The organism is Pseudomonas sp. NFACC05-1 (assembly GCF_900100135.1).
GTDB classification, from domain to species: domain Bacteria; phylum Pseudomonadota; class Gammaproteobacteria; order Pseudomonadales; family Pseudomonadaceae; genus Aquipseudomonas; species Aquipseudomonas fluorescens_Q.
The window spans coordinates 1-14,536 of the sequence record NZ_FMTR01000018.1 but is presented as its reverse complement, the minus strand read 5'-3'; the positions used below and the strand labels follow the sequence as shown (position 1 = coordinate 14,536).

At 63.4% G+C, this 14,536-nt stretch carries 12 protein-coding genes and 1 pseudogene; 12 read left to right on the top strand and 1 reads right to left on the bottom strand.

Annotation, left to right across the window (positions count from 1 at the left end; translation table 11 throughout):
* Positions 1-10 precede the first annotated feature (10 nt).
* The 12 genes from BLO97_RS22265 to BLO97_RS22210 all read left to right on the top strand — a co-directional run bounded on the left by BLO97_RS22265 (position 11) and on the right by BLO97_RS22210 (position 14,188).
* Positions 11-1,603: a GumC family protein gene (locus BLO97_RS22265; RefSeq protein WP_092348203.1), complete on the top strand. Its 1,593-nt coding sequence runs from the start codon at positions 11-13 to the stop codon at positions 1,601-1,603.
* Positions 1,600-2,703, top strand: coding sequence for a glycosyltransferase family 4 protein (locus BLO97_RS22260; RefSeq protein WP_092144330.1), 1,104 nt, complete (start codon positions 1,600-1,602; stop codon positions 2,701-2,703). Before BLO97_RS22265 ends, BLO97_RS22260 begins: the two co-directional genes overlap by 4 nt.
* A complete protein-coding gene (locus tag BLO97_RS22255) occupies positions 2,700-4,070 on the top strand; it encodes an O-antigen ligase family protein (RefSeq protein ID WP_092222614.1) in 1,371 nt (456 codons plus the stop codon). Before BLO97_RS22260 ends, BLO97_RS22255 begins: the two co-directional genes overlap by 4 nt.
* Positions 4,067-5,026, top strand: coding sequence for a glycosyltransferase (locus tag BLO97_RS22250; RefSeq protein ID WP_092222611.1), 960 nt, complete (start codon positions 4,067-4,069; stop codon positions 5,024-5,026). Before BLO97_RS22255 ends, BLO97_RS22250 begins: the two co-directional genes overlap by 4 nt.
* Complete coding sequence (locus tag BLO97_RS22245; RefSeq protein WP_092348200.1) at positions 5,019-6,155, top strand: glycosyltransferase family 2 protein; 1,137 nt, start codon at positions 5,019-5,021, stop codon at positions 6,153-6,155. The genes BLO97_RS22250 and BLO97_RS22245 overlap by 8 nt, the downstream gene beginning before the upstream one ends.
* A gap of 12 nt (positions 6,156-6,167) precedes the next feature.
* Positions 6,168-7,172 (top strand): polysaccharide deacetylase family protein, encoded by a 1,005-nt coding sequence (locus BLO97_RS22240; protein ID WP_063320354.1) that lies wholly within the window; start codon positions 6,168-6,170, stop codon positions 7,170-7,172.
* Positions 7,169-8,473, top strand: a complete 1,305-nt coding sequence (locus BLO97_RS22235; RefSeq protein ID WP_092348197.1) for a lipopolysaccharide biosynthesis protein — start codon at positions 7,169-7,171, stop codon at positions 8,471-8,473. The genes BLO97_RS22240 and BLO97_RS22235 overlap by 4 nt, the downstream gene beginning before the upstream one ends.
* 122 nt (positions 8,474-8,595) lie before the next feature.
* Complete coding sequence (locus tag BLO97_RS22230) at positions 8,596-10,491, top strand: hypothetical protein (RefSeq protein ID WP_175489863.1); 1,896 nt, start codon at positions 8,596-8,598, stop codon at positions 10,489-10,491.
* A complete protein-coding gene (locus BLO97_RS22225) occupies positions 10,488-11,177 on the top strand; it encodes a GNAT family N-acetyltransferase (RefSeq protein ID WP_063320352.1) in 690 nt (229 codons plus the stop codon). Before BLO97_RS22230 ends, BLO97_RS22225 begins: the two co-directional genes overlap by 4 nt.
* Before the next feature lie 5 nt (positions 11,178-11,182).
* Positions 11,183-12,358 carry a GNAT family N-acetyltransferase gene (locus tag BLO97_RS22220; RefSeq protein WP_092348191.1) on the top strand — a complete coding sequence of 392 codons (1,176 nt, stop codon included), beginning with the start codon at positions 11,183-11,185 and terminating at the stop codon, positions 12,356-12,358.
* Positions 12,330-13,124: a ChbG/HpnK family deacetylase gene (locus tag BLO97_RS22215; protein ID WP_092222604.1), complete on the top strand. Its 795-nt coding sequence runs from the start codon at positions 12,330-12,332 to the stop codon at positions 13,122-13,124. Before BLO97_RS22220 ends, BLO97_RS22215 begins: the two co-directional genes overlap by 29 nt.
* A 125-nt stretch (positions 13,125-13,249) precedes the next feature.
* Positions 13,250-14,188 (top strand): alpha/beta hydrolase, encoded by a 939-nt coding sequence (locus BLO97_RS22210; protein ID WP_063320349.1) that lies wholly within the window; start codon positions 13,250-13,252, stop codon positions 14,186-14,188.
* A gap of 148 nt (positions 14,189-14,336) precedes the next feature.
* Here BLO97_RS22210 and BLO97_RS31785 read toward each other — a convergent pair.
* Positions 14,337-14,536: pseudogene (locus tag BLO97_RS31785) on the bottom strand (group II intron reverse transcriptase/maturase); the annotation flags it as partial.

The window sequence follows — 14,536 nt, the reverse complement described above, 5'->3', positions numbered from 1 at the left end:
GTGACCGATCATGAACCCCAAGGAAAACTATCTGCACGAGTTCTTCAGGATCTTCTTCGCCAACAAGCAGTGGGTGAAGCGTATCTTCCTGATTTTCGCCGTGATCGCCCTGGTGCTGCCGTTGATGCTCAAGCAGAGCTTCGATATCACCGCCCAGGTGATCGTCCAGTCGAAGAAACTCTCCCAGGGCGACGCCACCACGTCGCTGAACCAGGAAAACGCGACCTTCATCCCGCCGTCCCTGGCGGACATGGAAACCGAAAGCAATATCCTGCGCTCGCCAGCGTTGATCCGGCAGACCATCAGCACCCTGCGCGACCAGGGCGAATACACGCCCAGCCCGGGCATCTTCAACAAATGGGTGAGCGATCCCTTCAAGCGTTACATCACCCAGCCCCTGCGCGAGTACGCCATCAACCCCCTGCGCGATGGTCTGGGGCTGGAAGTCGATCCGGTGCGCGACACCGTGCTCGATACGCTGACCGACGAGGCCATCGAAAACCTGAAGATCGAGACCCTGCCCGGCTCCAACGTCATCTCCATCGTCTACAGTTTCGGCGACCCGGCCCAGGGCACCCGGTTCGTGGCGCAACTGCTGCAGAACTACCTCAGCAGCCGCCAGGACCTGCAATCGATCGAACTGCCGCAGACGTTCTATGAGCAGAAGAAAGCCCAGTACCAGACCCGTCTCGACGGCCTGGAAAGCAACCGGCTCGGGCTGCTTGAAAACATCGGATCGTCCGATCCCAAGGAAGAAGTCACCTTCCGCCTGAACGCCATCAATACCGAAGAGCAGGCCCTGAACCTGTACCAGGATCGCCTGCTGCAAAGCCAACGCTGGCTCGATTACCTCAAGACCAGTCTCGCGGCGGCGAACAGCTCGCGGTTCAACGACTACACCTTCCCGTTCACCTTCACCACCACCGTGGACAACATTGCCTTCGAAGACCGGGAAATCAGACAGCTGGGCGAGCAACTGACCAGCCAGGTCAGCCGCTACATGAATGACCTGGCGATCTTCCAGCCCAGCAGCGAACCGATGCTGCTGGCCCGGGAACAGATCGTCCGCACGCGCCAGCAGTTCCTGAAGGTGGTGAACAACCGCATTCAGGAACGCACCACCGATCTGGCGGTGGTCAGTTCGGTGATCAATCAGAAGATCGAACGCATCGCCGCCTTCAAGCAGCGCATCCATCAATTGCAGGAAACCCAGAGCAAGCTGCGGCAGATGGACACCGAGATCAACGCCCTGCATGCGGCCTTCTCCACCTACGCCCAACGGTTCGCCGAAGCCAGCACCGCGCGTTCGCTGGACAACGACCTGTCCAACGCCCGGGTCCTGAGCCCGCCGTTCGAACCAACCGCTGCGGCCTTTCCCAAGCCGATGCTGATCATTGTCTTCGGCATGTTCAGCGGCCTGCTGCTGGCGATTGCCCTGGTCTATGTGCGTGAGTTCTTCGACCATCGCTTCAAGCACCCAGCACAAATCACCCAGCAACTGGATGTGCCGGTGCTGTTGGTCATCAACGAGCAGTCCCCCGACAAGGTCAACCCGCACCGCAACTGGAGCCTGCCCAGCCTTGTCCATTGGGTGCGAAATTGAACGCGCCGTTCGGCCCGACCCGCCACAGCAGTCCCCTGTCGATCATTCATCTGCTCGACAGCGGCGGCTTCTATGGGGCCGAGCGGATGCTGCTCGATCATTGCCTGGCGACGCCTGGGCAGCACCAGGTGCTGTTCCTGGCGGCGCCCCCCACCTTGATCAAGCGTTTTCGCCAGGCCGGGGTCGATTGCCGTCATTGCGCCAGTTGGGCCGAGTTGTTGCAGCACTTGCGCCAGCGCCGGGACGAGCGGCCGCTGATCAACACCCACAACTTCAAGGGGCTGTTGTTCGGCTGGTCCGCCGCCACGCTGCTGGGCCTGCCGCTGGTGATTACCCAGCATGGCTTCACCCCACGGAGCCCCAAGCAGCGCTTCTATACCTGGCTGAGCCTGCAACTGTGCCGCACCGCCTCGGTCAAGCGCGTGGTCTGCGTGGCCGAGAGCATCGCCACGCTGCATCGCCGGGCCAGCGTGCAGGCGGAAAAACTCGACGTCATTCCCAACGGCCTGCCAGCGGCCAGCACGCCGCTGGCCCATCGCGCCGACAAGCAACGCTGGCGGGTCGGCTACGTCGGCCGCTTGAGCAGCGAGAAAGGTCCTGACCTGTTTCTCGACGCCATGATTCCGCTGTGCCAGAAGCATGCATCGCTGCACGCGGTGATGCTCGGCGACGGCCCTGAGCGCCAGGCGCTACTCAAGCGCATCACCGACGCCGGACTGCCCACGCGTATCGAACTGCCAGGCTACCAGACCGACATGAACGCCTGGTGGAGTCGCCTCGACGCCCTGGTGATCAGCTCGCGCACCGAAGGCACCCCGATGATTCTGCTCGAAGCCATGCAGGCCGGCGTGCCGGTGGTGGCGTTCGGCGTCGGCGGCATTCCCGACGTATTGCAGGACCGTCATAACGGCCTGCTCGCGGCACCGGCCAACAGCGCGGAACTGGCAGCGCAGATCGAAACACTGTTCAGCGAACCGCCCCTGGCGCGGATCCTGGCCGATAACGCACGCCGTACCCAACGGGACCGCTACGACCTGCGCACGCTGGCCGAATGCTGGTCGCAGCTTTACATCCGCACGGCACGGGAGGCTCGCTCATGATTGTCCCGCTCTCGATCGTCAGCCTGCTGGGCCTTGTGTGCCTGGCGTTGCTGGCCAGCCCTTATCCGTTCCTGGCACCGGGCGCGGTGCTCGGCCTGGTCGGCGTCGCCCTGCTGTACCGCAAGCCCGGCTGGGGTTTGCTGGGCATTGCCGCGCTGGTGCCATTCGAAGGCCTGTTCAAGGACAGCGCGTTTTCCGGCAGCAAGTTCCTTGGCCTGGCGCTGATCCTGATCTTGATGCTGCAACTGGCGGTGCACCAGATTCCTGCGACACGCTTGCGCAGCAATATCTGGAAGCCGCTGATCGGCTTCATGGTGCTCTATGGCCTGAGTCTGTTGCTCTCGGAAAACATGGACCTGTCCCTGACCCACCTGCGAGAGCTGACGGTGGGGCTGATTCTCTTCGTGATCACCCTGCTGATCGGTCGCGAACTGAACCTGGACCTGTTCGCCCGCCTGATGACGGTGAGCGTCTCCACCACGTGCGTGCTCGCCATGTTCTCGGCCCAATATCAGGATCAGGGCCGCGCTTCCGGCCTGCTGGAAGACCCCAACGTCTTTGCCCTGTTGATTGCGTTCACCGTACCGCTGGCCTTGTGGCTGGTGCTGCGCAGTCCGAACCTGTTGCACCGATTGTTCTGGAGCGCAGGGTTCATCCTGTTGCTCGGTGGCATGACCAAGACCGAGTCGCGCTCCGGACTGGTGGTGCTGTTGCTCAGCCTGATGATCGGGCTGTATCACTACCGCGCGCAGTTGCCGCGTATCCGCCCACGGCACCTGGGTTTCGCCATGCTCGGGCTGGCGATCATCATTCCCCTGGCAATCGCCGTGATGCCGGCCGGCTACGTCGCCCGCATCCAGTCATTGAGCATCCTCAGTGCCGGCGCCAGCGCCCACAAGGACGAGTCCCTGGGCCGCCGCGCCTCGTACATCCTGGTAGGCAGCCAGATGATCCGCGAGAACCCGATACTCGGGTCAGGGCCCGGAACCTTTCCCCTGCACTACGCGCCCACCGGCTATGCCAAGGCGTTCTCGGCCAACCGCAAGCTGGGGGATCTGTATCGCCGGGCCCATAACACCTACCTGGAAATCTTCAGCGAAATCGGCGTGCCGGGCGGGCTGATGTTCGTCGGCATGATTGGCCTTGGCCTGTACAACCTGCTGCATGCCCGACGCCTCTGGCTGCAACGCCGGGACTGGGCGCAAGCCGACCTGCTGACGCACCTGGGCATGAGTTTCCTTTCGCTGGCGTTGTTCCTGATGTTTCTCAGTGCGCCGAACCACAAGTTGCTGTGGATCATGCTCGCCCTCACCAGCGTGTTGCGCTACGACGCCGAACGGGCCGCGCCACTGGAGGCTCGCCCATGAGCCGGGTCAGCATTGTGATCCCGATGTACAACGAGGCGCGTCACATCGGCCGCACGCTGTTGGCTGCGCAGGAAGCCGCGCGCCAGGCGCAGCTGGAGTGCGAATTGATCGTGGTGGACAACGGTTCCGACGACGCTGGCCCGCGCATCGCCAATGAGTTGGGCGCGCGGGTGCTGATCGTACCCGGCGTGCACATCGGCGCCCTGCGCAACCGCGGTGCCGCCGTCGCCAGCGGCGACTGGCTGGCGTTCATCGACGCCGACATCGAAATGCCGGCCGACTGGCTCAAGCTGTTGCTGGAGCTCGAAGGCCACCAGGGCGATGTGCTGGGCCTGGACCTGGACACGCCCCGGCAGGCGCCGTGGTTCGCCGAAGCCTGGCAGCGCCGCAGCCAACGCCCGGCATCACGTCTCCTGCATCGGGTGCAGTGGCTGCCCAGCGCCAACCTGTTGATGCGCCGCCGTTGGTTCGAACGGGTCGGCGGCTTCGACGAGAGCCTGCGCACCGGTGAAGACAAGGACTTCTCCTGGCGCCTGCGCCAGGCCGGAGCGCAGCTGTTGCTGGTCAATGAAAGCGTGGCCTTGCATTGGGGCTACGAAGGCAGTTGGCGCGAGTGGATGAGCAAAGAGCTGTGGCGCCAGGGCAGTCATTTGCAGCTGCTGCGCAGCCATGGTCCGAGCCTGCGCCTGCTGCGCTTCCCGGCGCTGTCCATTGGCGCCTGGGGCTTGGATTTGCTGACGTTGGTGGCGCTGCTGCAGGGGCAGCTGCGTCTGGCGCTGATGCTGTTGCTGATCACCTCGCTGCCGGCCTTGTTCCTCAGCCTGCGCCAGAGTCGGCGCGACCTGCGCCTGACGCTTCAACTGTGGGCCTTGCATGGGGTGCGCCTGCACCTGACCGGTGCCGCACTGCTGCTCAATCTGTGTCATTGGAATGCCAGGAGACCTGCCCGTGGCTGAATTCATTTACTGGTCGTGCCTGTTGCTGCCGGTGTACGCCTACCTCGGTTATCCCTTGATGTTGAGCCTGCTGGCGCCGCTGTTTCCGGTGCGGCGCTACGGCAAGGCGCTTCCGATGGACGTGAGCATCGTCATTGCCGCCCACAACGAGGCACGGCACATCGAGGACAAGTTGCGCACCTTGCTGGCCCAGGATTATCGGGCCCACTCATTGCGAATCATCCTCGCCAGCGACGGCTCCACCGACGACACGGTGGCCTGCGCACGCAAGGTGATCGACCCGCGCATCACCGTGCTCGACCTGCCGCGCCAGGGCAAGGCCGCCGCCCTCAATACCGGTGTCGCCCACAGCAGCGGCGAGATCCTGGTGTTCACCGACGCCGATAATCAATGGGCCAACGACACCCTCAGCCATCTGCTGGCGCCCTTGGGCGATCCGGAAGTCGGCGCCTGCGCCGGGCACATGGAAATCCCGGTGCCGGGCAAGGGCCTGAGCCTGGGCGACAGCCTGTATCGCCATTACGAAGGCTGGTTGCGTCGGGTGGAGAGTCGCACCGGTTGCATGGTCTCGGCCGACGGCGCGTTGCTGGCTTTGCGTCGGGTGCTGTTCCAACCGATACCGGCCCAGGTCAACGATGACTTTTTCCTCAGCACCTGCGCGCCAGCTGCCGGCAAATCCATCGTCTATGCCCCCAAGGCCCGGGTGACCGACCAGGGCGTGGACGAAGCCGACAAGCAATTTCGCCGACGCCAGCGGGTCACCGTTGGCGGGTTGCAGAGCCTGGCTCAGCGCCGGGAACTGCTCAACCCACTGCGCCATGGGCTCTACGCCATCGGCTTGATCAGCCACAAGTTGATCCGCCGCCTGGCGCCGGTGTTGCTGCTGCCGCTCTTGCTGAGCAATGCCTGGCTGTGGAACGACCATCCGTTCTATCGCCTGAGCCTGGTGGCGCAACTGCTCGGTTACGCCATGGCGCTGATCGGATTGATGGACGCGCGCCACCGCCTGCCCCGGCCCTTTCGCCTGGCCGCATTCGTGCTGGTGACGCTGGCGGGCATGAGCATCGGGCTCTGGCAGTTCCTGCGGGGCCAGCGCTATAGCCAGTGGAACCCCGAACAGAACCGCTGAGGAGGACGGCCCATGTCAATCAAACAAGTCTTCAAGCGCACCGGCGGCTGGCTGTACCTGAACACGTCCCTGGGCCGCCACCCCCTGCGTGGCGCCGGCGTGATCCTGATGCTCCATCGTGTACTGAACAACGACCGCGCCGCCGAACTGCCCCACCGCAACGAACTGTGCGTGGGGCCCGAAGCGTTTGAACATTTGCTGATCTGGCTCCTACGGCATTTCGAGTGCGTGCCGCTGATGACCTTGTTGCTGGCCGATCCCGAAACCGTTCCGAACCGTCCGCGAGTGGCCCTGACCTTCGACGACGGGTGGCGCGACAACGCCATGAACGCCTTTCCGTTGCTGCGCCAATACCAGGTGCCGGCGAGTATTTTCCTCTCCACCGATTTCATCGGCAGTCGCCAGCACTTCTGGTGGGAAAGCATCGGCGAAACCCTCTGGGGCAGCCATGGCCAGGTGGCACGGCGCTCATTGATCGAGCACTTGCAGCACGTCGGTCGACCGTTGCCGGTGCTGCTCGATGACATCGACGACGAGCGCCGCAGCCTGGCGCTGCTGCATTACCTGCAAAGCCTCAAGAGTCTCGATACCCACACGCTGAGCGACCTCACCGACGCCTGCCCCCAGGGTTCCCAGCCCCAGGCCCTGGACTGGCCCCAGGTGCGCATGCTTGAAGATTCCGGGCTGATCCGCTTCGGTCCCCATGGCGCCAGCCACGCGATCCTGACCGGGCTGGATGACCAGCGCCTGCACGAAGAACTGACGCGCAGCTGGATCGCCCTGGAAAACGGCTGTGCCCATCCGTTGCCGGTGTATTGCTACCCCAACGGCGATCACGATGCCCGGGTACGCCAACAGGTGGCGGCCCATGGGTTTGCCTTCGCCCTCGGCACCGAGGCGGGGCTGTATCGCAACGACGGTGACCCGCTGAACCTGCCGCGCTTCGGCGTCAGTCAGAGCAATGCCCATCACCCTGAATTGCTGGCCTGGCGCATTCGCCGCGGGACACGCCCATGAGCCGCGCTCATTACCTCAAGCACTTGGCACTGAGCATGGGCACGCGCCTGGCGATGATCGGCCTGCGCCTGCTGCGCAATGTGCTGCTGGCGCGGATTCTCGGGCCCAGCGAACGCGGGCTGTTTGCCTTGCTCAGCACCCTGCCGGACCTGATCAGCGCCGCCACCAGCGGTGGGCTGAATGGCGCCGTGGGTTATCAGGCGGCGCAGCAGCGCTCGATGGGGTTGTTGCTCAGCCAGGTACTGGTCTTCGGCTGCCTGTTGGCCGGCTTGCTGACCTTGCTGGTGGTGGCGTTGGTGCGCGAGTTCGGCGGCGAGCTGGACATCACCACGCAATTGGGATTGCTCGCCTGGCTGCTGTTGCTGGCCGTGCCGTTGACCGTGCTCAAGAGCGGTCTGCTGACGCTGCACAACGCCTCCGGCGGCGTGGGTGCCTTCAATGCCTTGCGCCTGATGGAATCCCTGGCGCCACTGGTGCTGTTCCTGGTGTTGTTCTGGATGTGGAAAGATGCGGCCCTGGAAGCGGCGCTGATCAGTTGGCTGGCGGGCCTGAGTCTGGTGGTACTGGCCGGCTGGATGTGGTTGCGTCGCGATCATGTGGTGACCCTGCGCTGGGATCGCACCCATCAGAACGAACTGCTGCGCTACGGCGCCCGCAGCCATCCGGACCTGCTGTTCCAGCAAGTGCTGCTGCGCTCGGACTTCCTGTTCATCGGTGCCCTGCTGGGCAGCACGGCCCTGGGTCACTACGCCATGGCCAGCGCCGCCGCCGAATTGCTGCTGATCGTGCCAGAAGCCGTCACCACGCCGCTGATGAAACGCCTGTTGCAGCAGGACCGCGACATGCAGCGCCTGACGCCCCTGGCCTTGCGCCTGACCGCCACGGTGATGCTCGGCGCCTGCCTGAGCATGGCGCTGATCGGCCAATGGCTGATCGTCACCCTGTTCGGCGCCGCCTACCAGCCGGCTTATCCCGCCTTGCTGGCGCTGCTGCCGGGGCTGTTCGGGCTGTGCTACGCGAGCATCCTGCGCCTGGACCTGCTGGGCAAGGACCGCCCCGGCACGGTTTCGCTGCTGATGGGCGTGGGCGCGCTGCTGAACCTGGCGCTGAACCTGATCCTGATTCCCCGCTACGGCATCGTCGGGGCCGCCGCCGCGTCTTCAATCGCCTACCTGGGCGTGACCGTGGCGCTGCTGGCCATGTACTGCCGCCTCAGCGGCGTGGCGCTGTGGCAGACACTGATCATCCTGCCCAGCGACTTGCTGCCGATGCGCCAGATGCTGTTGGGGAAATCGACATGAGTGTGGTTGCCTGCCAAACCGCCATTGCGAATAAGCTCGCGATCGGGCCAGTGCAGCATTGGTGGAAAGTGGCTGCAGGCCTGTGCCTTTGGAGCCTGGCCTTTTTGGCCCAGGGCGCGGTGATGCAATGGACCGGCATCCGCGACGGCAGCCTGTACCTGCAGACCGACCGCCCGGATTACGTGACTGTGCGCTGGGTGCCAGCCTGGCAGGCCAACGCCAATAGTGAGCACCTGTACCTGCTCAACGGCCAGGGGCGACTGGTGGGTACGCGCTTGATCAAGGCCGCCCAGGAACGTGGCGAGCAGCAGTGGCCCTTGCTGCCGGGGGCCGCCAGCTATCGACTGGAAATTCCCGGCTACAGTTTCCGTCGCTACACCGTCGAGCACGACGCCCATACCCAAGCGATGTTCGCTCCGGCCAAGGTGCATTTCAGCGCTGAAACCCATGACGGCGATGAGTTGTACTTCAAGGTCGCCCCCGGTGAGCAAGCCATGCTCGCGGGCAAGTTCCACGGCGGTGTGCGCAGCCTGCAAGCCCGTCGCGTCGCCGATGGCAAACAGCTGCAATTGAACCTCAAGCCATACCCGGCCTATTGGCAGTTCGACCAGGTCGCCCTGCCCGTTGCCAACGTCGAGCAAACCTGGCGCTTGCAGTTGCAGGGCAACGGCAAGGCGGCGTTCTGGCTGGACGGCACGGCGAACCTGTTCGCCCAGACCGCCGAGCATCTGCACCCGCTGCGCCAGGACCCGGGGCAAGCGCACCTGAAACTCTATGGCGATGTCCTGGGAACAACTCCGAAACTGGGTATGTCCCTGCCCTACGCCATGCCCCCGCCCTCCGCTTATCCGGTAATCGATGCCCTCAAGCCCCAGGCCGCCACTTATTACAGTTTTGTCGACGTTACCGCTGCCAAGCCGGACCATGAAGATGGGTTCCGGCGCCTGTACCAGGACCGCTTCGGCATCACCCGGGACATCACCCTGCTGGCCGGTAGCGCACGCAAGGCCGACCTGCAGGCCGACCGCGTCAGCAACAGCGGCTTGCAGGCCTGGCTCAAGTCGACCCGCGCCATGGGCGGCAAAGGTATCCACTACCTCAGTTTCGCCGATGAGCCGAACCTCAACTACCCGGATTTCGCCAGTTTCAAGCAGGTGTTCGAGAGCATGGCCAGTCAGGTTCGCGCCGTCCCCGCCAACGCCCGCGCCGGGGTGCGCATTGCCATACCGGCCAGCTCCCGGTTCACCAATGGTCCCCTGGCGGAAAACGCCGCTGACCGGCGCGGGATCGACTGGGCGCGACGCTTGCTGGCCGAATCCAGTGACCAGATCGACGCCTTGGCCTGGCATGAATGGATGATCCGCGACCTGCTGGCGACCCGGGTCTATCGCAACAGCGTGCGCCGCGCCGCGAATCTGGTGGGCCTGGACAGCAAGGGCCGGCCGAACAAAGCCTTGCTGCTGGACCAGACCAACATGTCCAGCGGCTCGAGCCTGAGCCCCTACGACCAGGAAACCCATTACGCCGCCCTGTGGTGGACGTCCGTGGTGATCAACGCCTCGGCGGACGGTTGGCTGGACATGCTCAACTGGTTCCAGTCCGCCGACGAACCGGAGTACCCAAAAGGCATGGTGCGAGTGCTGGACAACCAGCGCTTGGAACTCAAGCCGGTGGGCCTGGCCCAGCAATTCATCCAAGCGCATTGGCTCGAACAGGTGTTGCGCCTGGATAACGACGCCTTCGAAGTCGACGTACTGGCCATGGCCACCGACGCAAGACGCAGCCTGCTGGGCGTAAACAAAAGCACGCGCCTGCAACAGGTCAGCCTGGACGGCGTGCCCTGCCCCCAGGCGAAAGCCGAGTTGGCGTATTTCGGCCCCGACAACCATAGCCGCAGCGCCCCGTTCAATTGCGAGGCCGGGCAAATCCACTTTCGCCTGCCAGGAGAAACCCTGTTTGCCCTGAGCTGGACCGCTTCCGTTTCCCCCCACCCCGCCACCCGTCAGGAGGCACCATGAACGTTCTGCAGAAATTGCGTGATCGCATCCAGAAAAAAGGCCTGCGCGCCGTCCTCAAACAGCTGTTCAGACGCTACGTGTTTCTCCACTCGCAACTGGTATGGCTGGAGCACGATGTGCGGACCCCACTGCCCCCGCATAATCTCAAGGCCTACCCGCCGATGCGCCTGGAGTTCATCACAGTCAACAATGCCGACGCTTTTGCCCGGTATTTCGGCGACCGCGTCAAAACCATGCACGAGCTGGCCGCCGAAGGCTACACAGGCTTGATGTACCTGGACGGTCAAGGCGACACCGTGGGGTTCGCCTGGGGCAGCACGCGAGACTATTTCGACCGTCATTTCTATCGCTGCAACTTCCCGATCAACCCCGGCGAATACTTTCAGTTCGGCGGCGAGATGACCCGCGCCTACTGGGGCTCCGGGATGTCGGCGGACATGCAGCTGGAGATGTGGAAAGTCATGGCGGACAAAGGCTGCGACACCATGGTCGATGTCTGCGACATAGAGAACATCCCAGCGATCAAGATGCATATACGCATGGGCTTCCAGGAACGCGGCAAGATCACCCATGTGTATCGCCTGTTCGGTCGCTGGCGTTTTTTCCGCGACACGCTTTACAACGGCTCGGCACTGGACGCCTTCCGTAAACCGGCCCAGCCGGTTGCATCGACTGCAGCGGCCTGACGCCCATGGCGATCCGGTTCCAATGGTGTCGCTCCCTGGGCGCCGAGGACTTTCCCATAGCGGCCTATGACCAGCTGCGAACCCAGGTGCCCGACGCTACGCCCTTCAACACCCTGGCCTGGTTGCAAGCGGCGGAGTTCGCCCTGCTGCCGGAGCAGCAGTTACAGGTTTTGCTGGGCTGGGAAGACCAGGCGCTGTGCCTGTGCCTGCCCCTGGTATCGGGGCGTGAGCGTATCGGCGGGCTGCGGTTCCGGGTGTTGCATCACTTGGGTTATCCATTGGCCGACCGCATCGCCTTGATGATGCGCCTGGACGCCGAAGGCATGGGACAGGCGCTGATGCAGATCCGTCAGCACTTGCCCCACGCGCTGCTGCAATTGAACGAGGTGGTCGAGCCGGTCGGTGAGCAAAGCGTCCTCAGTGCCTGGATGACACTGAGTTCCACCGGAGAACGACGCCTGAGTTGCCGGGTGCCGGTGCATTTGATCAGCGACAGCGACCATCAGGAAATCTCTGGCGACCCACGCTACAAATTGCGCCGCGCACGCAAGCGAATCGCCGCCTGTGGCGCCGAGATCCGCCGGGTGAAACCGGATGCCATCAGCATGGGGCAGTTGTTGCGCAACCTAGCCGAGGTCGAGGCGGCCAGTTGGAAAGGCGAGGAAGGCGTCGGCATCTTCGCCGACCCCAGGCGCCGGCAATGGATGAACCACGCCTTCACCGCCCTCGCCGCCCAAGGCCTGGTGCGGGTGGTGATGCTGGAGCTGAACGGCGAATGCATCAGCTATCGCCTCGGTTTACTGGATCAGGGACGGCTGTATGACTACAACCTGGCGTTCCTGCCGCAGCATGCCGACCTAGGCAGCGGCCGGGTATTACTCGAAGAGTGGATTCGCTGGGGGCTGGACGAGAACTGGCACTGGATCGATGCCTCGCGCGTCAGCCTGGAGAACTCCAGCCATCAGCTACACGAACGCATGACTGGCCAACTGGAACACTGGCGCTGGAGTTTTTACTCCTGGCAGCCCGGTGGCTTGCTGCTGGGGTTTGCCTTGCGGCTATGGAAAAGCTTGAAGCCATGGTTCGGCAAACGCCGGAGCAAACCGACCGCGACGACGGCATCGTCCCCTCCAAAGAACCAGGAGAAGACGGATGCCGCGCCAAGTGATCGTCAACGCTGACGACTTCGGCCTCAGCCTCAGCGAAAACGCGCTGATCCTGCGGGCCTTCGAGACCGGAGTGATCAGTTCTACCACGGCCATGGCCAACATGCCGGGTTTCGGTCAGGCGTGTGAAATGGCCCGGCAACCGTTGCTCAACGGCCACGTTGGCTTGCATTTCAACCTCAGCTACGGCCTGCCGCTGGGCCAGGCGATCACCTCACGAGCGGTTTTTTGCGACGCCAGTGGCCAGTTCGACCTGAATCTGTCGCGTTATTGCCTGCGCCTGGGCTCAAAGGATCTGGCGGCAGTGGAAGATGAACTGCAAGCGCAATGGCAACACTGCCTGGACCACGGCCTGCGACCCAGCCATCTCGATTCCCATCAACATGTGCACAACATCTGGCCCATCGGCGAACTGGTGGCCCGCTTCGCCGCCAGGCAAGGCGTGCCCATACGCCTGGCGCGCAACCTGGGGGCAAACTTGAACCTGCCCAAACGCATCTTCAAGACCCTGCTCAACCGGCGCATGCGCAGCCTGTGCGGCGCGACAGCGGACTACGTCTGCACCCCAGCCGACCTGGACCACGCCGCGCCACCGGCATATGGCTCGCTTGAGGTCATCGTGCATCCGATGCAATTGGACGGGGATTTTGGCGATGCCAGCTTGAGGCCAGGCGAGTCGTTGACCCAAGTACTGCACAAGCGCCTGGCGGGCGTGCCCAAGGTCGCATACGGCCGGAACGCACGGGTGTTGACGGTGGTTGAGTACGGGGATGTGCACTGACAGGAACGCGGTGTTTACCTGTGGCGAGGGCGTTTGCTACCTCGCCACGGTCGTCCGAAATCCCTGCGCCGATTCCGGAGAATCTGCTACAAGGCATCTTCTGTTTCGAGTTGCGAATTGCGTCGATGCCTTTACCTTTATTCTCTCGCCTTCGGCGGCGCTGGCTGGCCTTCCTTGTCATGAGCGCAATGGTGGTCGGACTGCCGGTGGGCTGTGCAGTGCTGCAACATAAGGAACGCGAGCTGGTCTTTCGCATCGAGCCGGGGACGGCGAGCTGGTTCAGTGGGCTTCCCAGCGGCGTGCAGGAATTCGATCTCAAGCCCAAGAGTTTCAAGGCCGGGGAAAATATCCACGGCTGGTGGTGGCCGGCCGAACGCAAGAACGCACCGACGATCCTGTACTTGCACGGTGTGCGTTGGAATTTGACCGGCCAGTTGTTTCGTATCCAGCAACTGAGGGCGCTGGGTTATTCGGTGCTGGCTATCGATTATCGTGGCTTTGGCAAAAGCCATGGGGATCTGCCGTCGGAAGCCAGCGTCTATGAGGATGCACGCATCGCTTGGGAACGCCTCAAGGTACTGCAACCGGACCCGGCCCTGCGGCTGATCTACGGTCACTCTCTGGGCGGTGCCGTCGCGGTGGACCTCGCTGCGCAGTTGGGCCAGGAGGCCGCGAAGAATGGCGCTGCCCAGGTCCGAGGCCTGATCATCGAATCCACGTTCACCTCCTTGGGCGATGTCGCCACCGCAATGGCAAATACGTCCCTGCCGGTGCGCTGGTTGTTGTCGCAGAAATTCGACTCCATCGACAAAATCGGCGAGATCAACATGCCGCTGCTGGTGGTCCATGGTTCTGCCGATCGTTACGTCCCGCCGCGCTTCAGCGAGCAACTGTTCAACGCCGCCCGGGAGCCCAAGCGCCTGCTGCTGGTGCCGGGGGCGACGCATAACAACAGCATGAGCCTGGCGGGCAAAAACTACGGGCAGGCATTGAATGCCCTGATGAAAAGCCCACCATCGCCCGTGGCCGGAAACGCCCTGGCCAGCCCGGCCAAAGCGGGTTGATCACTCTCCCTTCAGATCACCACAATCCCCAGTGGGAGCCGAGCTTGCTCGCGATAGCGGTGCAAGCGCACGATCGAGTAGGAGGCGGATTTGCATCCGCCGTCCTCTCACACCACCGTACGTACGGTTCCGTATACGGCGGTTCAGGTTATGCAGATAAGCCGTTGATCGTGTCCAGTATCGAGACCAGTCCGAGTTGGTTCCACAGTTTCTTCGGCAGCGCCTGATTCATATGCGACGCCCCCGAGTTCCACCATGGGCCGCGGCCATTCGACGTTGACTTGCAGGCACGAGCTTCGCCAAGCCCCAAGCGCATTAAGTTGCGCGCCCTCGTCGAGGGCTGCTTCC

Excerpts from the sequence above, each read along its gene's own strand:
- BLO97_RS22265 (WP_092348203.1), top strand. The coding sequence starts at position 11 with ATGAACCCCAAGGAAAACTATCTGCACGAGTTCTTCAGGATCTTCTTC.
- BLO97_RS22255 (WP_092222614.1), top strand. The coding sequence starts at position 2,700 with ATGATTGTCCCGCTCTCGATCGTCAGCCTGCTGGGCCTTGTGTGCCTG.
- BLO97_RS22250 (WP_092222611.1), top strand. The coding sequence starts at position 4,067 with ATGAGCCGGGTCAGCATTGTGATCCCGATGTACAACGAGGCGCGTCAC.
- BLO97_RS22240 (WP_063320354.1), top strand. The coding sequence starts at position 6,168 with ATGTCAATCAAACAAGTCTTCAAGCGCACCGGCGGCTGGCTGTACCTG.
- BLO97_RS22235 (WP_092348197.1), top strand. The coding sequence starts at position 7,169 with ATGAGCCGCGCTCATTACCTCAAGCACTTGGCACTGAGCATGGGCACG.
- BLO97_RS22230 (WP_175489863.1), top strand. The coding sequence starts at position 8,596 with ATGCAATGGACCGGCATCCGCGACGGCAGCCTGTACCTGCAGACCGAC.
- BLO97_RS22225 (WP_063320352.1), top strand. The coding sequence starts at position 10,488 with ATGAACGTTCTGCAGAAATTGCGTGATCGCATCCAGAAAAAAGGCCTG.
- BLO97_RS22220 (WP_092348191.1), top strand. The coding sequence starts at position 11,183 with ATGGCGATCCGGTTCCAATGGTGTCGCTCCCTGGGCGCCGAGGACTTT.
- BLO97_RS22215 (WP_092222604.1), top strand. The coding sequence starts at position 12,330 with ATGCCGCGCCAAGTGATCGTCAACGCTGACGACTTCGGCCTCAGCCTC.
- BLO97_RS22210 (WP_063320349.1), top strand. The coding sequence starts at position 13,250 with ATGCCTTTACCTTTATTCTCTCGCCTTCGGCGGCGCTGGCTGGCCTTC.